The sequence below is a fragment of the Mesobacillus sp. QJM3NY_10 genome (assembly GCF_056173465.1).
This window is the reverse complement of sequence record NZ_CM149675.1, coordinates 1,642,610-1,664,894: the sequence shown is the minus strand read 5'-3', so window position 1 is coordinate 1,664,894 and position 22,285 is coordinate 1,642,610. Positions and strand designations below refer to the sequence as shown.

General features: G+C 40.7%; 25 protein-coding genes. 7 read left to right on the top strand and 18 right to left on the bottom strand.

The window, feature by feature from the left end; genetic code table 11:
• Positions 1-1,224, top strand: a complete 1,224-nt coding sequence (gene ylbJ / locus AC0VX7_RS08270) for a sporulation integral membrane protein YlbJ (RefSeq protein ID WP_475427435.1) — start codon at positions 1-3, stop codon at positions 1,222-1,224.
• Between the two features lie 18 nt (positions 1,225-1,242).
• Here the strand turns inward: ylbJ and coaD are convergent, their stop codons facing one another.
• From coaD to AC0VX7_RS08255, 3 genes are all read right to left on the bottom strand, one after another.
• On the bottom strand, positions 1,243-1,737 hold the full coding sequence (coaD, locus tag AC0VX7_RS08265; RefSeq protein ID WP_475427434.1) for a pantetheine-phosphate adenylyltransferase: 495 nt from the start codon (positions 1,735-1,737) through the stop codon (positions 1,243-1,245).
• Positions 1,738-1,943: 206 nt separating this feature from the next.
• Positions 1,944-2,501: a 16S rRNA (guanine(966)-N(2))-methyltransferase RsmD gene (gene rsmD, locus AC0VX7_RS08260; protein WP_475427433.1), complete on the bottom strand. Its 558-nt coding sequence runs from the start codon at positions 2,499-2,501 to the stop codon at positions 1,944-1,946.
• Between the two features lie 298 nt (positions 2,502-2,799).
• A complete protein-coding gene (locus tag AC0VX7_RS08255; RefSeq protein WP_475427432.1) occupies positions 2,800-4,194 on the bottom strand; it encodes a stalk domain-containing protein in 1,395 nt (464 codons plus the stop codon).
• A gap of 165 nt (positions 4,195-4,359) precedes the next feature.
• Here AC0VX7_RS08255 and AC0VX7_RS08250 point away from each other — a divergent pair, with 165 nt between their 5' ends.
• Positions 4,360-4,749 carry a DUF7147 family protein gene (locus tag AC0VX7_RS08250; protein WP_475427431.1) on the top strand — a complete coding sequence of 130 codons (390 nt, stop codon included), beginning with the start codon at positions 4,360-4,362 and terminating at the stop codon, positions 4,747-4,749.
• 264 nt (positions 4,750-5,013) lie between these two features.
• Here AC0VX7_RS08250 and AC0VX7_RS08245 read toward each other — a convergent pair whose 3' ends face one another.
• The 4 genes from AC0VX7_RS08245 to AC0VX7_RS08230 all read right to left on the bottom strand — a co-directional run bounded on the left by AC0VX7_RS08245 (position 5,014) and on the right by AC0VX7_RS08230 (position 6,884).
• Positions 5,014-5,289, bottom strand: coding sequence for a YlbG family protein (locus tag AC0VX7_RS08245; RefSeq protein WP_215031965.1), 276 nt, complete (start codon positions 5,287-5,289; stop codon positions 5,014-5,016).
• Positions 5,290-5,630: 341 nt separating this feature from the next.
• Entirely contained in the window at positions 5,631-6,098 is a 468-nt protein-coding gene (locus AC0VX7_RS08240; protein WP_475427430.1) for a YlbF/YmcA family competence regulator, read from the bottom strand.
• A 136-nt stretch (positions 6,099-6,234) separates the two neighbouring features.
• A complete protein-coding gene (locus tag AC0VX7_RS08235; protein ID WP_215037018.1) occupies positions 6,235-6,474 on the bottom strand; it encodes a YlbE-like family protein in 240 nt (79 codons plus the stop codon).
• Positions 6,475-6,488: 14 nt separating this feature from the next.
• Positions 6,489-6,884 carry a YlbD family protein gene (locus AC0VX7_RS08230; protein WP_041965534.1) on the bottom strand — a complete coding sequence of 132 codons (396 nt, stop codon included), beginning with the start codon at positions 6,882-6,884 and terminating at the stop codon, positions 6,489-6,491.
• A gap of 203 nt (positions 6,885-7,087) precedes the next feature.
• Here AC0VX7_RS08230 and AC0VX7_RS08225 point away from each other — a divergent pair, with 203 nt between their 5' ends.
• Together AC0VX7_RS08225 and AC0VX7_RS08220 are read left to right on the top strand one after the other, a co-directional pair.
• On the top strand, positions 7,088-7,579 hold the full coding sequence (locus AC0VX7_RS08225) for a PaaI family thioesterase (protein WP_041965536.1): 492 nt from the start codon (positions 7,088-7,090) through the stop codon (positions 7,577-7,579).
• 11 nt (positions 7,580-7,590) lie between these two features.
• Positions 7,591-7,947 (top strand): hypothetical protein, encoded by a 357-nt coding sequence (locus AC0VX7_RS08220; protein ID WP_475427429.1) that lies wholly within the window; start codon positions 7,591-7,593, stop codon positions 7,945-7,947.
• Positions 7,948-8,094: 147 nt separating this feature from the next.
• Here AC0VX7_RS08220 and AC0VX7_RS08215 read toward each other — a convergent pair whose 3' ends face one another.
• Complete coding sequence (locus tag AC0VX7_RS08215; RefSeq protein ID WP_475428108.1) at positions 8,095-9,171, bottom strand: CAP domain-containing protein; 1,077 nt, start codon at positions 9,169-9,171, stop codon at positions 8,095-8,097.
• Between the two features lie 316 nt (positions 9,172-9,487).
• Positions 9,488-9,916 (bottom strand): CBS domain-containing protein, encoded by a 429-nt coding sequence (locus AC0VX7_RS08210; RefSeq protein WP_475427428.1) that lies wholly within the window; start codon positions 9,914-9,916, stop codon positions 9,488-9,490.
• A 237-nt stretch (positions 9,917-10,153) separates the two neighbouring features.
• Here AC0VX7_RS08210 and AC0VX7_RS08205 point away from each other — a divergent pair, with 237 nt between their 5' ends.
• Positions 10,154-10,513 (top strand): YugN family protein, encoded by a 360-nt coding sequence (locus tag AC0VX7_RS08205; RefSeq protein ID WP_214909729.1) that lies wholly within the window; start codon positions 10,154-10,156, stop codon positions 10,511-10,513.
• A gap of 23 nt (positions 10,514-10,536) precedes the next feature.
• Here AC0VX7_RS08205 and AC0VX7_RS08200 read toward each other — a convergent pair whose 3' ends face one another.
• Positions 10,537-10,893 (bottom strand): hypothetical protein, encoded by a 357-nt coding sequence (locus AC0VX7_RS08200; protein WP_475427427.1) that lies wholly within the window; start codon positions 10,891-10,893, stop codon positions 10,537-10,539.
• A gap of 283 nt (positions 10,894-11,176) precedes the next feature.
• On the opposite strand from AC0VX7_RS08200, the gene ytvI reads away from it, so the two are divergent.
• Positions 11,177-12,235, top strand: a complete 1,059-nt coding sequence (gene ytvI, locus AC0VX7_RS08195; protein ID WP_475427426.1) for a sporulation integral membrane protein YtvI — start codon at positions 11,177-11,179, stop codon at positions 12,233-12,235.
• A gap of 332 nt (positions 12,236-12,567) precedes the next feature.
• Here the strand turns inward: ytvI and AC0VX7_RS08190 are convergent, their stop codons facing one another.
• From AC0VX7_RS08190 to cyoE, 8 genes are all read right to left on the bottom strand, one after another.
• Positions 12,568-13,746, bottom strand: coding sequence for a GNAT family N-acetyltransferase (locus tag AC0VX7_RS08190; RefSeq protein WP_475427425.1), 1,179 nt, complete (start codon positions 13,744-13,746; stop codon positions 12,568-12,570).
• A gap of 292 nt (positions 13,747-14,038) precedes the next feature.
• Positions 14,039-14,503: a DUF420 domain-containing protein gene (locus AC0VX7_RS08185; protein WP_475427424.1), complete on the bottom strand. Its 465-nt coding sequence runs from the start codon at positions 14,501-14,503 to the stop codon at positions 14,039-14,041.
• A gap of 167 nt (positions 14,504-14,670) precedes the next feature.
• The gene (gene ctaG / locus AC0VX7_RS08180) at positions 14,671-15,582 is read right to left on the bottom strand and encodes a cytochrome c oxidase assembly factor CtaG (RefSeq protein WP_475427423.1); all 912 of its coding nucleotides are present in this window, start codon (positions 15,580-15,582) and stop codon (positions 14,671-14,673) included.
• 148 nt (positions 15,583-15,730) lie between these two features.
• On the bottom strand, positions 15,731-16,066 hold the full coding sequence (gene ctaF / locus AC0VX7_RS08175; RefSeq protein ID WP_215037029.1) for a cytochrome c oxidase subunit IVB: 336 nt from the start codon (positions 16,064-16,066) through the stop codon (positions 15,731-15,733).
• A 4-nt stretch (positions 16,067-16,070) separates the two neighbouring features.
• Entirely contained in the window at positions 16,071-16,700 is a 630-nt protein-coding gene (locus AC0VX7_RS08170) for a cytochrome (ubi)quinol oxidase subunit III (protein WP_214735877.1), read from the bottom strand.
• On the bottom strand, positions 16,700-18,571 hold the full coding sequence (gene ctaD / locus AC0VX7_RS08165) for a cytochrome c oxidase subunit I (RefSeq protein WP_475427422.1): 1,872 nt from the start codon (positions 18,569-18,571) through the stop codon (positions 16,700-16,702). Before ctaD ends, AC0VX7_RS08170 begins: the two co-directional genes overlap by 1 nt.
• A 31-nt stretch (positions 18,572-18,602) precedes the next feature.
• Positions 18,603-19,676 (bottom strand): cytochrome c oxidase subunit II, encoded by a 1,074-nt coding sequence (gene coxB / locus AC0VX7_RS08160; RefSeq protein WP_475427421.1) that lies wholly within the window; start codon positions 19,674-19,676, stop codon positions 18,603-18,605.
• 102 nt (positions 19,677-19,778) lie between these two features.
• A complete protein-coding gene (gene cyoE, locus AC0VX7_RS08155) occupies positions 19,779-20,705 on the bottom strand; it encodes a heme o synthase (protein ID WP_215037032.1) in 927 nt (308 codons plus the stop codon).
• A 616-nt stretch (positions 20,706-21,321) separates the two neighbouring features.
• Here cyoE and AC0VX7_RS08150 point away from each other — a divergent pair.
• Positions 21,322-22,278, top strand: coding sequence for a COX15/CtaA family protein (locus tag AC0VX7_RS08150; protein ID WP_215037033.1), 957 nt, complete (start codon positions 21,322-21,324; stop codon positions 22,276-22,278).
• The last annotated feature ends 7 nt before the right edge of the window (positions 22,279-22,285 follow it).

The window sequence follows — 22,285 nt, the reverse complement described above, 5'->3', positions numbered from 1 at the left end:
GTGATTAAATCTAGAATTAAAACAATTTTCCTTGCAGCCTCCGTCACTTTTCTGGCTGCTTCACTTATTTCTTTTCCACAGCAATCCTTTGATGCTTCGATTAGAGGCTTGAATATGTGGTGGGAAATTGTCTTTCCCTCACTCCTTCCTTTTTTCATCGTTTCAGAAATGCTTATTGGATTTGGTGTGGTTCGTTTTATTGGTGTTTTGTTGGAACCTTTGATGAGGCCACTGTTCAGGGTACCGGGTGTAGGAGGTTTTGTCTGGGCAATGGGCATGGCTTCCGGCTTCCCTGCAGGAGCAAAGCTGACGGCCCGAATGCGCCAGGAAGGACAGCTGTCTAAGATCGAAGCAGAACGGCTTGTATCGTTTACTAATTCATCCAATCCGTTATTCATTTTTGGCGCTGTGTCAGTTGGCTTCTTTTATAATGTTCAGCTCGGTGTTATTCTGGCCCTTGCCCATTACCTTGGAAACATCAGCGTTGGATTGATTATGAGGTTCTATGGCAGAAGTGAAGAAAATGCCACAAAGGAAAAGGAACGAAACCTGACGATCAGGGATGCGTTTGCCGCTTTGCACAGGACAAGGATAAAAGACAATCGTCCGATAGGAAAACTGCTGGGTGACGCTGTGATGTCTTCCATCCAGACCTTGTTAATGATCGGCGGGTTCATTATCTTATTCTCGGTTATTAACAAACTACTATTCCATCTTCACATCACCTCATTCCTGGCTGAATTCCTTGAAATAATGCTAGTGATGCTCGGCATGACAGATATGCTTAGCCTGCCATTCATTTCAGGCCTTTTCGAAATTACTCTCGGCAGCCAAATGACCAGCCAGATTCAGGAAGCTACCCTGATGCATCAGGCTGTTATAACCAGCTTCATACTCGCCTTCAGCGGTTTTAGTGTCCAGGCTCAGGTTGCCAGCATTCTTGCCCAGACAGACATCCGCTTTCAGCCTTTCTTTTTTGCAAGGATCATTCACGGCATCTTTTCAGCATTTTATGCTTTCATTTTATGGAAGCCGGTATATGTACGCTTTTTTGAAGATGGCCAGCCATCCAATGCTCTGCCGGTAATGGAATATCTTACTTCGGAAGGCAGCCGCCTCGCAGCAGCGCATAACATGCTCATCACAGCCGGACCGCTTATTACAATCGGCAGTTTGCTCATTTATGTATGGTTACTTGGAAATCGTATATTGAAAGAAAAATAACGGGCAAATTTCTGCCCGTTATTTCTCTTCTTCGCTATTGAATTTTTTAAGTAATGCTTCTTCAACCTCGCGAGGAACTAATTCAGAGATATTCCCATCATACTTTGCAACCTCTTTGACAATACTTGAACTCAAGAATGAATACTGGTTGTTTGTCATAATGAAGAAAGTCTCGATTTTATCACTCAACACTCTGTTCATTGATGTGATTTGCATTTCATACTCAAAATCCGAAACAGCTCGCAAGCCCCTGATAATGGCATCGGCGTTGACGCTCTCTGCATAATCAACCAGCAATCCCTGGAATGAATCCACCTTTACATTCGGGATGCTCTTTGTCACTTGTTCAATAAGTTCAATTCTTTCTTCCACAGAAAACAATGGTTGCTTTGAAGAATTATTCAAAACCACTACATAAAGCTCATCGAATACCTTCGCCGCCCTTGTGATGATATCCAAATGCCCCAATGTAATCGGGTCGAAACTGCCCGGACACACAGCCACTCTTGCCACTATACTTCCCCCTCATCTACCGTATCAACTTTAAAAGGCTCTTTTCTCAAACTTTGTCGCTATTGAATACAAAACAGGATTGAATGAATTATATTTTTTTCGCAAATTTGACTCTTAAATGAGAAAAGAGCATGCAAACTTAATACCGACCAAATAAACGGCTTTTTATTACGTTAAAATCGGCTTTAGGATTTTAACAACAATCTTCACGAAAACATCCCTTTATAAAGAGTGATTCCTATGATTCCATATTTTTCGTTCCTTGTCTGCACAAGTCTGCCTACCTTTTCTGGCAGAGTGATTTCAGAAGCATGTTCACAGACAATCAGGCCATCATGATGAACAAGTCTCTCTTTATTAATCGTTTCCAACAGCTTGACCAGCTGTTGTTTTTTATAGGGCGGGTCCAAGAATATATAATCGAACGTTAAGTCTCTTTTTTGAATTGCTTTCAACGCCCTGACAGCATCATTTCGGTATACTTCGGCCCTTTCTTCCAACCCGCACGATTTAAGGTTTTCATTAATAACATGTATCGCCTTGCCTTCACGGTCGACAAAAATAACTTTATCCAGACCTCTGCTTAGAGCTTCGATCCCAAGGCCTCCGCTTCCAGCAAATAAATCCAGACCCAATCCTTCTGTAAAATAAGGCCCAATCATATTGAACAGCGATTCCTTCACTTTATCAGTGGTAGGTCTTGTGGACGTTCCCGGTACCGCTTTCAAGACGCGGCCCTTCAAATCACCTGATACAACTCTCATATTATGTACTCCTCAATCATTTAAGCATTTTCATTCTATGTAAATTACTCCCTTATCCTACCACACATATAAAAAATTAACCAAATAAGTGTATATCCCTTCCTAATGTGGAAATAATGATGATTAACAACATCAATTTGAGGATGTTGTTGCCAACCGCGGAGAAGACTTACGTTTCCCCATAAGTTCTTCCTCCGGTTTCTCCTCTCCCTTTGCCTTCTATCCTTTTGACGGGATATAGAAGGACCCTGCAGAAACTGCAGGGCTTTTTTTTTTCTTGATAATGATCGTAAAAAACCTACAACCCAAGAGTAATCGATTCTTCACCTTCCGAAACCTGCACTTTAAAAATCGCATTTAACCAGTGCTTTTCTAAATACCATTCCCCATTCAGGTTCTGGAATGGGTTTTCAAGGAGTCCGAAGCTTTGGCCATCATGAATGAATGTTTTATTCTTTACGTTGAATTTATAAGTGTCGCTCTCAGATGAAATTTCGAATGATGTAAAGTCAGTTCCTAATGTTGTTTTATAGCCTAAAGCATTCATAGTCGGCACTAAAGGAAACAGATATTGATCTCCTTTGATGACAACTGCCAGTTCTTCCTTTTCATCTCCATTCACTATGACGCTTCTTGCGTCTGTAAATAGCAATGGGAAAATTCCTCGTCCTTTTTTGCTGTTCATTGAAAAGAAGTCCGTTTCCATTCCCTTGATTGATAACAAATACCCATCAAGAGAGTTGCCATCAATGTGTCCTTGTTTGGATAAATAGGTGATAAAAGAAGCTATTTCGTCTTGAGTCAAAGTTTTTACCAACTCTTCAACCATCGCCCTGCTCTTTTCATTTTCTGACTCCTGCTTTGTTACCAGTGAAGCCAATGCCTCAAGAATCCCCCCTGCTGCTTCCTCGTCTGCTCCAAACTTCGAAGACAAAAATGCCAATGCCAATTCTTGCTCAAACTCCTTATCGGTCAACTCGTTTCCTGCCAGCAGGAGCCCGTTACCGCGGACAGTCCTTTGGCCATCAATGATCACTACAGATAAGTGGTTGTCAGAAAAGGACTCAAGACTGTCAAACTTGTAAATTACCTGTTCCTTTTGAGTCGTATAGTAATCGATTCCCTTTTGCCCTGTTAGTTTGATAAGGGGCTTTTCCTGCCAATATAGCGAAGGAGTTGGATTCGCTCCTTCAAAAACATAATAGTGCAGCAACTCCGTTTGCTTATAACCTTTCAACGGGAGTCCGGCCGACCATGTGCCCCTGCTATGATATTGATCTACTAACTCGATTCTCGTCTTTTTGACCGCCGCATCCTTCAGAACAATCATCCAATCATTCATAAGCATCGAAAGCCCGGGGCCAGATTTTATCGTGTATTCAAAATAAAACTTATCCCCTTTTGGCTTATGTCCTTCCTCGCATGTATTCCCATCCGCACCTGTGCACTTGACCTCTATAGCATGTGATGGTATGACTGCATGATATTGTTGGTTCATATCAAGATGATCAAAGGTCTGCTTCACTTGAAGCTCGTTCTGTTCAACCTTTACCGTCACAATAAGAGATATATCTCCTTTTGATACAGCAGCTGGCTGGTCGTTGTTTTTTTGAAAAGCACTCCATTGCCAAATGACGGCTGCGCATATAATTATGAATAATCCTGTGGTCAACAGGAAAGACACTTTCTTCATTGAATTACTCTCCAATCTCTACTACTATAAAATAGCAAATACAAAGCTCGAGAGTAAGATAAAATTTTAAATTTGTAAGAAAAAATTGAGTCTGACTAACGCTTCAATTTCTCGACCACAAATGGTAAAGTATGATGGAAGATAAGTTGGAAGGGGTAATTTAGATTGATTCAACGTTTTATTGAGCTTGGACAAGGATATTCAGACCTTTACGAATTGATAGAAACCGCCAGGGCAAACCAGCATCGATTGATGCATTTGATGGCAATCCATACAAAAATAAATGAAAAAGATGTAAGCTCCCTTGTCGTTGTGCTAAAGCCAACACACCCTGGGAAATTCCAGGCACTTTATGTATGCAGGGAAGGCATTCCGAATCCACATGTGTTGAAGAACAAACGTTATGACTTGTTTGCAGAACTAGCTGCCGACCTGGGCAAAACCATCATTGAATTCGATGCTAAACCATCAACGATGTTCGCCGAAAAAGAACTCTACTATCAACACCTTATTGGAATTTTAAGGCTGAACCACTATATACCACCACTGCAATAGAGAAATAAAAAGGGGATTGTTGTAATTTTTGCATTTCTAAAATTAATATTACCTGAGTTGATTGGAGTGGAAGGCGCGAAGACTCCTGCGGGATCAGCTGGCCAGGTGAGACCCCGCAAGAGCGAAGCGATGAGGAGGCTCAGCGCTAGCCCCGCGGAAAGCGAAGCGCCTGGAACGTAAATCAACGGACCAATTTAACAAGATAATACTAAAAATAAAGAGGGTGCTCAAAAGTTAAATAGCTTTTGGGCACCCTCTTTGTTTCTATATTCCCATCTTATAATCATATTCTTTTGCCTTATCAGGGGAAGAGTTTTCGAATTCCATCTTTAAAAATGGTTTATAGGAAGGTTCCACCTTTTTAACAAACGAATATGAACTGATTTTTTCCATCAGCGTTTCTGCCTCATCGAGATTGCAGTATATGACTGCATATTTCAATTTTTTCGAGACAAAATGAACATTTCCAAATCTTCTGAGCATCTTGGCCTGCTTTAATGAATACAGCCAGACGATGATTCCCTGCCTCTGTCCTATCATATTCTTTTCCCCTTTGGTAAACGTTTGCTTTGTACTAGTCTAGCATACAAAAACCAGTTTTTTCAATAATCAATCCTATTTAACCCTCTATTGCGGTCAATCAAAGCTAAACCAAAGGCTCTTTTCTCAAACTTTGTTGCTATTGAATACAAAATTGGAGTGAATTACCTATATTCCTTCGTAAAGTTGACGCTTCTTATGAGAAAAGAGCATGCAAGCTTAATACCGACCTGCAAAACGGGTATATATTACGTTAAAATCGGCTTTAGGATTTTAACAATAATCTGTACCAGCCAAACCAAAAGAAAAAAGCATGGATAATCCATGCTTTTGGCAACGATTTATGCAGAGCACCCACAGCTTCCTCCGCTGCCGCATCCGCCTCCGCAAGAGCTTTCGAAGAATGGATTCCCGGTAGGAACTTTCACGCTCTCCGAAACGGATCTGCCGATGATCACGCTAACCTCATCAAGCAGGCTTTGCAGGTCATTTTCCGCTTTCTTGAATTCAGCAATAACCTCATCCATGTCCAGCTCTCTTTTTACAATCCGGATCTTGCCCATGACTTCCTTGTAGTCAGGATGGTACTTTCCGAAACGCTGAACCTCTTCATAGCGTTCCTTCATGTCCACAAATTCACGAACCTTCCTTTGTGTCTCCGGATTATTTTTAACATTATATAAACATTCCCGATAATCCTCGGCAATATCAGATTGTAAAATCATGCTGACTAACTGTTCAGCTTCTTCCAACAATAGTACTCTTTCTGATGTAACAGCAAGCAATGCTGGCTCACCTCCGAACCTCATTTTACCATGAAACTGCCAGAAAAGCTAAACTTTCCAGCCAGCATCATCTAAAAGGCCTCATCTAAAAGGCCTGGCATGTCTGCTTAGTCCACTTCTAAAAGCTAGCAAAGCCTTCCTCATACAGAAGAAAGCTTTGTCATGATTGGGAGTTCATGCTTGAGAACATATGCATCATCATCGATGCCATCTGGACATTGTTGGAGAACTTCTGAACCTTATGCGGGATCGTTTTTTCAAAATGGTTCAACGCGGCGATCTGCGCAGAATAAATGTCCCTTGGGTCCCTGCTCAGCTTCCTGTACCAGTGGGGCTGGGCTCGGACGAACTCTATCAACTCTTTATTCGTTCGTAATTGCTCCATGACATCTTTACGCATTGTTAGCCTCCATTCTAATCCTGCCTGAATGAGAAAGGATGTGCAGGTCCTGAACTATTTGATGCCTGCTGTCCGCCTTTGCTTCCCTGGAACTGGGAAAGCACTCCCTGGATTGCCCCGAGTGCCTGGCTTATGTTATGGATTTGTCCTTGAACCTGTTCGGGATCCATATTTTTAACAGCACCCATGATCGTCCCTATCCAATCGGTTTTCTTTTCTTCACTTTTTTCGTCCTTGTCATTATTGCTTTTGTTAGTCCATTTTGGATCATCCTCACCAAGCAAGTACCAATCTTCGTACATTTCCTGCCAGGTTGTATTCCCCTTCCTGACTTCCTGCACGAGCTCAGGGTGGGCTTTCACAAATTCTTTGAACTTTTCAACAGAGGGATGAAGTTTCTTTTTGGCCATAGCTTTCACCTCACAGTGTAACAAATGCCTATAATAGCATATGAAACTCATCATTATTGGTGAAGGATTTCAGAAGTCAACCTTGTGCTTTAGCAGAGCCAAAGTGTTAAAATAAAAAACAGATTAAAAGATGGCTTTTTTAAAATAATGATATTCATTTGAAATTATAGGAACAGAGCCATTCAGAAAGAGGTAATAGTATAGTGGAAAAAGAATTGCAACAGCTTTTAGACGAATGCATCTCGCTATCAGGCGAGCAGGAACTTGAAGCCCTTAAAACGGTACTATCCGGGGTTAAAAATAAACTAAGCGGGAAAAACAGTACGTACATCGATGGGCTTCTCCATATGGATAGGAGACTCGATCATGAAACTTGTGAAATTGATATTCCGATTACGAATGTACTTGATAATACCCTTGGCATCGTACATGGCGGTTTTACTGCCACGATACTCGACACGGCGATGGGAACACTTGCGAATAAGCTCCTGCCAGAAGGGTATGCAGCTGTCACGTCACAGATTAACATCCATTATCTTGCGCCAGGGATCGGCGACAATCTTCATTGTAAAGCTACGCTGATTCATAAAGGAAGAAGTACTGTTGTCCTTGAAGCTGATGTATTCAGGTCTGATGGCAGAAAGATCGCTCACTCCTCTGGAAGCTTCTTCGTTGTAAAAAAACAGCATAAATAAGGTGATCATGAATGGTTACAGCAATTGCGATTCCGATTGTCCTTGCCTATTTTTATTGGTTGACAAAAAAAGAAATGCAGGCGAATTTTCAGGAGTGGATCAACCTGGAGAATATTCCTGAGGAAGCGATCGTGAGCGGAAAAATCATTGAGTCTAATGAATATAGAGAACGGTTTTATTATCATCGGTATAATCACATAACAGTGTTGAGGATTAACACTGGCTTAAAGGAGATAACCGTAAAAAAAGTAACTCCATTGAAGAAAGGGGCAGTTCCACCTCGATTCGAAGAAGGGGAAATGGTACACCTATACGGCAACTGGAAGCAAGGTTACTTTTCAATCAACAGGGCAATAAGAAAAGCGTAAGCGCCTTATTCAGCCCGGACATGCGCTGGAGCTGGACAATTCTCAAAGTATAAAATTTGCACTTTCTATCATGAAGGCAGAACGAAGGAGCATGACCTCTTGGGGCATGCTCCTTCGCTGTACATAATGAATAATGTAAAATAGCAATTACTGTTGTTGCTCCCACATTTTCAAGAAGTTCTGGGTATAATGCATCTGATACACCCCTACTCCTAGATGCGAAAATTCCTCATTCAATAACGCCTCACGGTGGGATTCACTATTCAGCCATCCCTCGACAACTGCAGGTCCATCTGTATAATTAGCTGCGATGTTTTCCCCAGCCACTTGGTACAAGATCTCCGCTGCATTTAGCCTTTCCGATAAATCTCCAAATTTTTCCGACTCATGCGAAAAATAGTCTTCAATTGCCATATCCTTGCTATGGGCATATGCGACTTCTGCCGTTTTTTCATCCCACTCCAGCGTTGGCAGTTCATGCCTTGATCTGATTGAATTTGTAATATCAAGGATTTGTTTTTCGAGACCAGCCTCAATTCTGACCCAATCCCCTTCAGATAATGCAGGCGGTTCTATCAGAGTTCCCCTGTAGACCATTTCATATGGACGCTGCTTGACGATCGTTTCCTTGTCCATATATCGGATGCTTGAGACGGAACCAGTAAATTTATCAATATAAAGCTGAACAAAGTATTCACCCATTTTTATAATGGGTCTTGTGTTCATATCCTGCTCGGAAAGCTCGAATTTGTAGGAACTTCCATTATATTCAAACGTAACATCAGGCTCAATCACGTTCATTGAAAAGATTTGTTCGATTGGCTGTCCTATTTTAAATGGTTGTACATTTACCGAAGGGCCAATCCCGTATGCGGTCACAACCTTGCCATTCAGGACACCAGCCTGGATATATTGGTCAAGGTCATTGTTAAAAATCCACCAATGGAAGCCATAGGCTGAAAGGTCAACCCTGGATGGTTCACCTAATGTAGCCTTAAGAGAATCGATATCCTTACCTAATAGGGAACCAACTCCCTGTGCAGGCTGGTCAATGCCCTCACTAATATTTTGTTCATCGATATCCTTGTTGAGAGATTCATCCTCTTTAGGGACCGACTTCTGTTCAATTACCAATTCGTCAGTATCTTCCTTATTAAATCCCATGTATAAACCAATAAGTAAAAAGATTGCGGCAAAAATTAAAATCCTAAAAATAGTTCGCAGGTAGATCCCCCCTTCTTTTGAGTATGACAAGCCACTCTGATGTGAGTCAAAAGACACTATTCTCTCTCTATCACTATATGAGTGATTTTTGAAATTATTATATCATTTATATGGTTCTTTTTAATAGAAGAGTTCTTTCCGATTGAAAAAAAATCATAAGCATTAACATGATTGCGATATTTCTTGCGGTTTATTGATTAACTTACTTTTAACATACGGCCTGCTTATTGCAAAATCAAACAACAACCCTTACAAAATGCTCGAACAATTGTAGTATGAATGATAACAAAAAGGCACCCAATATGAGTGCCTTAGACTATTGCATGTGGTTTCCAGGCTCTGAGATTTCTGATAGAGCATGTTGTGCTTGTTCGTCTGTCATTTCATTCACAGCAAAGTCACCAAGCGCAACGATTCCTACTAATTTTTCACCTTCCACTACTGGCAGCCTTCTTATTTGATGTTCCGCCATAAGCTTGGTTGCATCTTTAGTGGACATTTCCGGTGTCGCTGTAACTAGGTGGTCACTCATTACCGTCTCAACCTTAGAAGACGGTGGATGTTTTTCTGCTATCCCTCTAATGACAATATCCCGGTCGGTGATCATACCTACAAGCTTATCCTTGTCAACGATAGGGACTGATCCGACATTCCACTCTTTCATTTTGACCGCAACTTCAAATACATTATCCAACAAAGTACATGTTTCCACATCGCTAGTCATGATATCACGGATTTTACGCACTTTCATTTCCTCCTTATGAATCAAAGCTTGACTACTCACAGTTAGGGTTGCCCGGATCAGGCTATTTATGCCCTCAATTACTTAATTCTTATTTAGTCTATAGTTTCCCTTAGTGTGAAAGCAGATAAATTCGCTTTTATATTCATTGCAACTTAAGCATATTTTTACTATTATTAAATTTGAGATATAATCTATTTTAGGCGATATTACTGCAGTGTGTTTTTAGGAGGGAATAGGATGAAATTCGAAAATACAGGTATTGAAAACCTGAAGGCGGACTTGAACCGTCTTGATGAGGTTATGTTAGAGCACGGCCTAGTCCGTGAGGGTCAATGGGACTATGAGCGAGTAACCTATGACAAAAAGCTTGTGGTTAAAGAAGGTACATTTTATTTGCGTGTCCAGGGCTATGTGCATGAAGGTGACGTCGGTGCACACAAAGCGATCATACAGTTGATGACTCCTTTGTTAGGCAAACACTATTATCCGCATGGCGTTGAATATGGTGAAGGTGAGCAATTCCCGAAAGCACTTGTCAGCCAGTGCGAAAAGCTTTTAAACGATGTGAAAGCAGAAGTAGAGAAATTCGCACTCTAAAATCATAATGTAAAAAGACGCATTCATTGCGTCTTTTTTACATTAATACCCGTTATGATGACATCAATCTCTTTCGGTAAAAAGGAAGTAAGCAGCACAATCTCCTCTTCTAAGTTTTTCTGAAGCTCCGTGGCATTTAGTAGGATAGAGTACTCTCCAACTACAGTGTCAACGTATACTTTTATTTTTACGTAACCTTGATCAAGTTCAACAATTACTCCATTGTCAGCAAATGCATTTCTTCGCAATCGTGAAATCCTGGTTTTAGCCCCCGACTGTTGAAAAAAGACGTTTTCATTTATGTTGGCATGAACAATTGCACAGACTGCACGGCATACCTCTCTATTTTGCTGAGGCATGATTTTTCCTGAGTTCTTCATTGCCTCACCCCTAAAAGTTAAGGTTCGAAACCTAATATTCATAAGCATACATAGAGATGGAATAGCGATATAAGGTTAAAAAGCGAATCCTTCAGCAAAAAAATCAACAAAGTGTAAAAAAGACATGGGTTATAGCTGATTTTTGTTGTTTCTTATATTAAATGCGTACTATAATTTAATTGTTAAGGAATTTTTTGCGCTTTTTGAAATATAAGGCTTAAGTGCCCTTAATAAATGCTTTTTAGAGGTATATACTCTTCATGAGTATAGAAAGGAGTTTCACTTGTCCGGTATTTTTACTAAACGAACGATCATTATTGCATTAATCATCATCGCTGTCGCAGCAATCCTTTATATTATCCTTCCGGTATCCATCCCGTTGATTGCTGCTTTGATTACCGCCCTTTTTCTCGAGCCTGCAGTGGTTTACTTCCAGAAAAGATTCAAGAGTGGGCGGCGCCTGGCAGTATTAACAATTTTCCTCCTGTTTGTATTGCTTATAATGGTTGCAGGATACTTCCTGACTACAACAGCAGTCACCGAGGCAATTGACTTGATTGATAATACTCCAGTCTACATAAATGAAATTACGAATGCCTGGTATAAGGCAGAAAATAATTTTGTTGAAGCTGCCAATGACCTTCCAAGAGAAGTTGTAACCGAAATCAGCAACCGGGCAGAGGACTTTCTCAATAAACTTAAGAATGACATGATTGCATTTATCAATATAGATAATTTGAAGGCATTGCTGACCTACATCCCGAATTTTCTAATCAGCTTCCTTGTCTATTTGATTGCCCTGTTTCTCTTCTTGCTGGAGCTGCCATCTTTAAGGCAAGGTGTTTACAGCCATTTAACAGAAAGAACAGCTGACAAAGTACATTTCATGACATCCCGACTTTCTTATGTTGTATTCGGTTTTTTGAAAGCACAATTTTTGGTGAGTGTGATTATTTTCATCGTAGCCCTGATTGGGTTGCTTTTCATTACTCCCGAATATGCAATTGTGATGGCGGCGGTGATCTGGCTGATAGACTTTATCCCGCTGATAGGCTCAATCGTCATATTGGCTCCTTGGTCAATCTTCCATCTGGCAACAGGTAATATAGCCCTTGGAACCCAACTGGCGGTCCTGGCGGTTATTTTGCTGATTATCAGGCGTACAGTCGAGCCTAAGGTAATGGGCAGCCATATAGGACTATCTCCACTATCTACACTGATTGCCATGTATCTTGGACTGAAACTATTCGGCTTCATGGGCTTTGTCATCGGACCATTGCTCTTGATTGGATTCAATTCAGCCAAAGAAGCTGGAATTATAAAATTGAAATTTAAAATTTAAATTTAGAAAAGTGTAACCGCCTTATACTGGCCCGAAACGTCTCGAGGAGCTAGACACGAATCAATATGCAAAAAGTTTATACTTTCTAATAAACTAAACAAAACCCGGATGAACTAGCATCCGGGTTTTGTTTTTTCATATTTAAAGGCTCTTTTCTCAAACTTTGTTGCTATTGACTACAAAATAGGATTAAATGACCTATGTTTCTTCACAAAAATAAAGATTATTAGGAGAAAAGAGCTTGCACACTTAATACCGAACTACAAAAAAGCTATTTTCACGTTAAAATCGGCTTTAGGATTTTAACAACAATCTTTACGAAAACAGCTTATTTAAAAGAAATCATAGAAGAATGGCTTGAATGCCGGAATTGCTCGCTCCAGCTCCTTGACTTCTTCGATGTCTCCCTTGAGCAGTTCTAACTCAAGTAATTCAAGAGGACGTTTATAGCCGAATAACATGGCCGTTAAAGTGTTGATGTTCAATTGCAGTCCGCGCTTTGGAGCAGTTACACATGTACTCCCCTCTTTCACAGGGTGAAATGTAACTCCTTCCTGCCCTATTATATATGTCCCTGTATTCCATGGAGCAGCTTCATCATCCAGATGAAGAAACACATTTTTCCCATCAGTGCGGGTGTTAAAAGGATAGCTAGATAATGCTTTCTCAGCATTGACAATTCTGCCCATGAAATATGGATAAATTTCAGTTTTGAGCTTAGGCTCCTTTAAAAAGTACGGGAATGAATCATGGACTGATAACAGTACTTCCACTCGATCTACCATTGAATCATGCTGGCAAATGAAATTCCACAGTCCTTTTCTCGCTTCATGGGATAGAGAAACGTATTCCTCAACCTTCATAACATTTTCTTTAATCTCGTATAACAGGTATCCTGACGCTTCATTTTTTGAATCATAATAAACAGCTGCTGTTTGTTCACCGTATATACTTGTGATCCACCATTCCGAATCTCTTGCTAACATCGCGCTATGCATTGCTGCATATTGCTCATAGACCCTCTCGATATCCAATGAATGATTCTTCTCTGTATGTCGTTTAATTTTTCCTGATTGTCTATCTACAGGTTTTAGATCTATTTTATCAATAGTTATCTTCCTATTGTCTGAAATGATCTCCCAGCCAAACCTTCTATAGAAGTCGATCTGGAATGGATGAAGAAAAGAAACTATATCCCCTCTTTGATCCATATCCTCCAGTGCCTTTTTCATCAAGGCGTTTACATGCCCTTTCCGTCTGTGTTCAGGATAAGTAGCGACTCCTGCAATACCACCCATTTTCCAATCCTGTTGCCCTAGCTTCACGTTCAAAGAAAGAATATGCAATTTGGAAGCAAGCATCCCTTCTTCAAAGATCCCAAGCAAGCGATGTTTCTTTAGGGTTTCCAACCGTTTAGGAATATCACTTTCCTGCACTTTATACTGAAAAGCATACATTGATAAATTCATTGACTCCAGATAATGTTCTTCTGATAAAACTTTAATATCCAAGTAAATCCAACCCCCTTTTTACAACTTAATAAATTCGCCTGTTAAAGCGAGAATACCTTTAAAAATGGCTGTTTTCGTAAAAATTGTTGTTAAAATCCTAAAGCTGATTTTAACGTGAAAATAGCTATTTTGTAGTTCGGTATTAAGTGTGCAAGCTCTTTTCTCCTAATAATCTTTAATTTTGTGAAGAAACATAGGTCATTTAATCCTATTTTGTAGTCAATAGCAACAAAGTTTGAGAAAAGAGCCTTAAAAATAAAAAAACATTGCTATAAGCAATGTTTCAAGTTTGTTATGTCCCGAGTATGGCTTTGATGACTGAAGTTGTTTCTCCGCCTTTGTAGAACACATATAGAAGCAGGTAAACTGCAACCCCCGTGATACCGGTAAAGAACCAGGTAACACTGGTGATAGGTCCAAGTTTACGATGACGCTCTAATCTGTTCTTATATCCTGTGTAAAGCGAGATAATTCCAAGGACAGCACCAATAGTAGCAAGTGTAATATGGAAAATTAAGAACATCGTATAGTAAATCTTGATATCATCAGGTCCACCAAATGATGTATTTCCAATGAAAATCGTCCTTGATGCATAAATCACAAAGAATATGATGGCGAATATCCCAGCCAGTGTCATAGTCTTGCGATGCTGATCAATCTTTCTTTGTTTTATTTGGACCCAGCCAATCGCTACAGTAATTGCACTTAAAACAATAAATGTAGTGCTGATTGTCGGCAGAATCGGTAAGTTAGACATATTTATGTACCTCTCAATCATTATTTCTCCATAAAGTTAATTGTAGGTGACCTGTCTCTTTTTTTCAATCTTTGATTGTTGTAAACTAATAATTTTTTTGGCGAAGTGAAAACCCTCATTAAATAACAATAAAAGCTTCCCAATAAGGAAGCTTTTGCAATTCGTTATTACTTAATTGGCTGTGGCGCGCTCGCAAGATTAATCGCATCCTGTTCAGCCTGATGATCCTCTTCATTCCGGAACCATTGGAAGAACGCATATCCCAAGAAGATACCATAGACGATTTCCTGAATGACCTTCATGATTACTCCTCCAAGCTGCTGATCATGCAGAAGCGAAATAGAACTGAAGGTTTCCGGACCGCTGAGATCCAGGCTCGAAAGCATCGTAGGCGGTACACATAATTTCAAAGCTTCTCCCCATGCATTCGGGTCAGAAAAAGTTGCATACATTGGTGTATCGGCAAAGATGATCAAAGCGCACGCTGGTGTAATTAAAACACCGTCAGCAAAGATATACCCCATCTTCTTAACACCGGATAATGTCTGATACTCTTCCAATTTATTGACAAGAGGCCACCACATGAACATCGCGAGTACAAATAGCACCGATGTGTAACCTGCATGCAGCCACATATCTGTTTTAACAAAATCAAAAATCAGTGGAATATGGTAAATAGAGAATATTCCATTAAACATGATCAAGGCAATAAGCGGCTTCGTAAAGAAGCGAAATAGCGGATCGACTATTGGAAGTGATAAAAACGATCTCCAAAGCCAATCAGGCAAGCCGAAAATCAATAATGGAGGTACGACAAGGTAAAGTACTGCCATTTGGATCATATGCATATAAAAGGTTATATGCGCCATCAGATCCACAGGCGAACCTTTAATGATATACAGCACGATGACAGCAGAAGTAAAATAAACAGCCTGCTTTCGTGTTGCTGGTACACCTTCCTTGAAACGATTATAGTACTTGAAGACAATTAGATAATATGCAACTAATATAGCTGCCATCACCAGAAAATATACCGGACTCCATAGTGCTCTGAATCCAAATATATCTAAAGTAAGCATCGTATTTCACCCCGTCCTGTTTAAGAACTTTACTTTCATTATACTTCCAAAGGTATGTTACTTCAATAAAACGGTTCTGCCATTAAATGTTAGTATACTCGCTTACATAGAAAAAATCGGCTAAAAGCCGATTTTTTCTTTAGTCATATTACCACCAGATAATTGTTGTGAAAGCAAGGATTGTTACAGCTCCTACAACGACTCCAGAATAAAGGAACAATGCAGGTGCTTCATGCCCTTTGTGGCTCATGTGCATGAAATAGTATAGCTGGAAGATTACCTGAATCACAGCAAGCAGAAGGATGAACGGAACTGTGAACCAGTCTGAGAATCCTTCATATCCAACTGCAACGAAAGCAACAAGTGTCAAGAAAATCATCAATGCAAAGGAAACGATCTGGTATCTCATCTCTTCGGCGCTTTTCTTGCGACGATATTCGACGTCTACTCTTGGGTTCCCTGAACTTGGTTGTTGATTAGCCATCAGTTTATCCCACCATTCCCATTAGATATACAACCGTGAAGATGAATACCCATACAACGTCAATGAAGTGCCAGTAAAGGCTGGCCACATAAAACTTAGGAGCGTTGTAAAGGTTCAATCCACGCTTGGAGTTGCGGACCATCAGTGTGATGATCCAAGCAAGACCAAATGCAACGTGACCACCATGGAAGCCTACTAAAGTATAGAAGGCTGATCCAAATGCACTGCTAGTGAATGTGTGCCCGAATTCATGTACATAGTGATTGAACTCGTAAATTTCAAGCGCAAGGAAAGCAGCACCAAGAGCTACTGTCAATCCAAGCCAAAGCTGCATCTTTTTAAAGTTAAAGTTCTTCATATGGTACATCGCATATACACTTGTCAAAGAACTCGTTAATAGAAGCATTGTCGCTGCAAAAGCCAGCGGTATTTCAAAGATATCCTTCGCAAGTGCATGGTCAGCACTAGGAACCTTATCTTTTAATGCAAGATATGTTGCGAACAGAGTCGCAAACAATACTGTCTCTCCGCCAAGGAAGAACCAGAAGCCCAAAAACTTGTTCTTTGCTTCGAGGGTTGCTTTTTCAGGCTCCGCAGGCCATGTTTCATAAGTGAATTTTTCTTCAGCTTGCATTATGCCTTTGCCCCCTTATCATTATCATCGTCCATTAAGTCTTCTTTATGAATATGGAATCCATGATCATCTTTAATAGAACGTACGAACATCGCTCCTAAAGTTACTGCCATACCGAGGATCAAGACTAGCAGTCCCCAGCTTGTATCAACACGGTACATTGCACCAAATGCTGCGATGAAAAGACCAAGTGAGATAACGAAAGGAATGAAAGAGTTATTCGGCATATGGATATCGCCAAGTGGTTCTGCAGGCGTCATTTCCTTCTTGCCTTCCATTTTTTCCAGCCAGTAAGCATCAAGTCCGCGTACAAGCGGAAGCTGCTTGAAGTTGTAGAATGGCGGTGGAGATGCAATCGCCCATTCTAGTGTGCGGCCGTCGCCCCATGGATCATTTCCTACTTTTTCGTTTTTAACTTGTGTCATGATTACGTTAATCAATAGAACAATAACAGCTACAGCCATGAAGATGGCACCAATTGAACTGATTAAGTTTCCTAATGCAAGCCCCTGTCCAGGCAGGAATGTGAAGATACGACGAGGCATCCCCATCAATCCAAGGAAGTGCTGAATGAAGAACGTCAGGTGGAAACCAATCAGGAATAACCAGAATGTAATTTTACCAAGAGTTTCATTCAGCATTGTGCCGAACATTTTTGGCCAGTACAGGTGTGCACCTGCAAATAGTGCGAATACTACTCCACCTACGATAACGTAGTGGAAGTGAGCAACAACGAAATAGCTGTCATGATACTGATAGTCAGCAGCAGCGGATGCCAGCATGACACCTGTTACACCACCGGCAACGAATGACGGAATGAAGGCAACTGCCCAAAGCATCGGAGTCGTAAACTTGATGCTTCCGCCCCACATCGTGAACATCCAGTTAAAGATCTTGATACCTGTTGGTACGGCAATTGCCATTGTCGCTACCGCGAAAATCGCGTTTGCGATCGGTCCAAGACCAGTTGTGAACATATGGTGAGCCCAAACCATGAATCCAAGGAAACCGATCAATACAGTCGCGAATACCATGGATGAGTAACCGAAAAGACGTTTTCTAGAAAAAATCGCAAAAATCTCTGAGAAAATACCGAAGGCCGGCAAGATCAAGATGTAAACTTCAGGGTGACCAAAGATCCAGAAAAGATGTTCCCAGATGATTGTGTTACCGCCATTTGCTACATCAAAGAAATTAGAACCAAACATACGGTCAAAAATCATTAAGAAAAGACCAACAGTCAGTGGAGGGAACGCGAACAGGATAAGAGCTGATGTTACGAATGTTGCCCAAGTGAACATCGGCATTCTCATATAAGTCATTCCCGGGGCACGCATGTTAATGATCGTTACGAGGAAGTTAATCCCCCCGATTAGTGTACCCGCACCCGAAATTTGCAAACCAAGTGCATAAAAGTCAATACCATGTGTTTCAGACGCCATTGCAAGTGATGCATAAGAAGTCCAACCAGCATCTGGAGCTCCACCCAGGAACCATGAAAGGTTAAGGAATACTCCACCAAAGAAGAATAACCAAAATCCTAATGAGTTCAAGAATGGGAACGCTACGTCACGCGCTCCAATCTGGAGTGGCATAACAGCATTCATGAATGCAAATACAAGCGGCATCGCTGCAAGGAATATCATTGTTGTTCCGTGCATCGTCAGGATTTCATTGTAGAAACCTGCGCTTACAAAATCATTATTAGGTACAGCTAGCTGAATACGGATGAACAAAGCTTCAAGTCCGCCTAGGATGAAGAAGAATCCGCCAGCAATTAGATAAAGGATTGCGATTTTTTTATGGTCAACCGTTGTCAGGTAATCCCATAACGTTGCGCCGAATCCCTTTTTCTGAGCATAGGTACTCACAGTTTTACCTCCCTTTCAAACAAATCCCCTGTTATTTCTGGACTTTCAAGCCCATCAGATATTCTGTTAATGCATCAAGTTCTTCAGTAGAAAGCTCAGGATACTTGCCAGTCATCTTGTTTGCTGGCTTATATGCTTCTGGGTCTTCCAGCCATTTCTTGATATTTTCTTCTGACATATCCAAGACACCAGCAACGCGTGAACGATCGCCGAAGTTTGTCAAGTTAGGACCAACGCGAGCTGCTTCTGGAGCCGTGTTTGCCGGAGTTACGGCGTGGCATCCGATACAGCTGTTATTGAAGATTTCCTGTCCTTGCTGAGCAGTTGCAGTTTCTGCCTGAGCAGGTTCTTTAACACCTTGCATATCTGCTACCCACTGATCGAATTCATCACGTGGCAAAGCTTTTACTTTGAAATCCATCAATGCGTGTGAAGGCCCACAGAGCTCAGCACATTTACCGTAGAAAAGTCCGCCAGCTTCGTCGGCACCTTTACTGTCAAACTCTAGCCAGAATTTATTGATGTTATCGGTATTTGTATCCATCTTTCCTCCAACAGAAGGAATCCAGAAAGAGTGTTTTACATCCGAAGCCTTAAGGTTGAAGTAAACCTTTTCATCAGTAGGGACTACTAAATCCTGGCTAGTGATGATCTCTTCATTTGGATACTCGAATTCCCACCAGTAAAGATTCGCGCGCACGTTAACTACAAGCGCATCAGTCTTTCCTTCAGCGTTTTTCTTTTCCATTGGGGAAACATCCGCCAACTTAAACGTTGCAGCAACTGTAGGAACAGCCAGAATTAGAAGCAATAAGATCGGAATAACAGTCCAAAGGATCTCAAGCTTGTGGCTTCCCTCGACCTGCTTCGGAATTTCGTTGTCATTCTTCCTGCGGAACTTCATAATGACATAAATAAAAATGATTGTGACGACAGCAATTACTCCCACCATAATCGCCGTGCTCAACAACATAAGTTCATACTGGGATTGAGCAACTTCACCTGCAGGTCTTAATGTAGACAGGTATGGCTCACCACAGCCGGACAAGACTAATGCCATCAATGTGAACAATGACAGCAGACGCCATTTAGCAAGCATCTTCATAGCTTAATTAAACCCCTCTTTCGTAAAAAATCTTATAAATTTGGTTGTAAAAAATATATGGAAAAATCCTCTCTCAACAAAGAGTGGATCTCCTAACGAAGGTTATATAAGTGTGACAATTACCATAGCGACAAACATGACAGTTAAGTATTGTAAAGAATATACAAACATCAGTTTTGCCCATTTCATATCATCTTTAAGCTTTTCAAGGTAGATTCCCAATACAAGCCATCCAATATTCAGGATCGTTGCAAGAATCATGAATGTAATTCCAAGTTCATGGAGGAAGAACGGCAACGGGAGTAAGGCTGTTATCCATAGGAAGATAGATCTCTTGGTCGCTTTGAATCCTTTCACGACAGGAAGCATCGGTATACCAGCTGCCCGGTATTCCTCTACCCTTCTCATAGCCAGAGCATAGAAGTGAGGTGGCTGCCATACAAAAACGATGGCAAAAAGCATCCATGCCATTACGTCCAGGTTAGCGTCCACTGCAGCCCAGCCGATTAGCGGTGGAACTGCTCCTGAGATACTGCCGACAATTGTATTGGAGACATATTGTCGTTTTGACCACAATGTATAGAGCACCACATAACTAAAAACGCCAAACAAACCGATTACAGCAGCTGTGATGGTAGTTGTAAGCAAAAACGCGGTTCCAATCCCGATCAGCAAGAAGCTCATCAAGGCCACTTTTCCTGGCTGAACTTTTCCAGTTACAGTCGGCCTGTCTTTTGTTCGCTCCATTAAATGGTCGATATCCCGATCGATGTAGTTATTCAGGCTACAAGAACCGGCAACAATCAATGATGAACCGATCAATGTCGCAAGAATCAAATCAATATTATCCAGAAAGCGCGCTCCGCTAAAATGAAGAGCTAGCCATAATCCAGTAAAAGTCGTCATAGCATTGGAATTTACAATTCCTACTTTAATGAGGGCAAGAAAATCTTTGATCATCGTCTTCTCCACAACTGCAGGCTGTCCGTCCTCTAATACAGCTTCTGATAAAGCTTTTGAATTAGACATCCATATCCTCCTTCATCCCTTTTCCTTCAAAATTCCAATGACGAAATTTTTACAAAAAAAAGAAGAGTATTTGTACTTTATATCACGGATAGTTTTCACTATTCTCAACGTGTAAAGGCTGTTAAATGTTTGTGTAGAAAAATAAAGCCTACGTTGTATATTAAATCACACTTCACAACTTTTTTGTGAATTTTTTTTGAACAAAATTTGACTAATTTGTGTCTTACCGCCATTATCCATAAAGTTTATTTTTATTGCAAGGAATTTCGACTTGATATTAGTAGAATGTTTGGATGTCTTCTTTTTACGAATATACATATTCTTGGATAATATTTTCATGTCTGTAAAATTGCTGGTATGTAAACTCATCTTTTTTCACGCCTTATAGCTGCCATGAGCATTTTACCTATAATACTAGTTATTGTCCAACTATAATAGTAAGTATTGAAATATTAACTATTATTGTGTAGTATCTTAAGTATTGTTTTCTATCCTTTTTCGTCAAAATTCGTTATTATAGGGATAGAATTTTTTCTTATCTACAAGCTTCTTCCATTATACATGTCAAGTTTATTATTTGACAACTTATCGAACTATGAATAAGCAGGTGATGATCATGAATCGTTCCCTTAAGTGGCTTGCTGTTTTAACCACGATTGGGATGCTTTTTGTTTTGCTCGGAGGAGCGTTGGTTACAAAAACCGATTCCGGAATGGGCTGCGGCAAGTCCTGGCCCCTTTGTAACGGCGAATTCGTTCCTACGGATATTACTCCCGAATTGGTAATAGAGCTTGCCCACAGGTTAGTGTCGGGCAGCGTAGGCATCATGGTACTAATCTTATCTATTTGGACATGGAAGGCTATTGGGCATATACGCGAAACGAAGTTCTTGTCTGTTCTGTCTTTTTTCTTCCTTGTTCTACAGGCATTAATAGGAGCTGCCGCTGTTGTTTGGGGACAATCTGATTTTGTCCTGGCACTTCATTTCGGCATTTCGCTCATCTCTTTTGCTGCTGTACTTTTATTGACCATGCTAATTTTTGAAGTGGATAAAAAATTCCAGGCTGAAAAATTAGTGATTGATAAAAGAATGAAGTTCCATATTATCGGACTTTCCATATACAGCTACATTGTAGTTTATACCGGTGCTCTTGTCCGGCATATGAATGCCAGCCTGGTCTGTAAAGACTGGCCATTATGTACAAGTGGTGGCCCCTTCCTTCCTACCAACATTTACGAATGGGTACAAATGGGACACAGGGCTGCAGCAGGTTTCATTTTTATTTGGATCGCGTATGTCACCTACATTGCCGTCAAACACTACAAGCATGAAAGAGTACTATACTGGGGATGGATCATCTCAATGGTTCTCGTGTCACTGCAAGTCATTGCCGGCGCATTTGTCATCTTCACAAGATTGAATTTGTACATTGCCCTGGGACACGCTTTCTTCATATCTGTTCTGTTTGGTGTATTCAGCTACTTTATCCTTCTGGTTTCCAGGAGCAAAAAGAATGCCGCAAGAGTACAAAACACTAAACCCGTTGACCTTTCTCCGGCAACGGTAAAGTAAAAAGCTG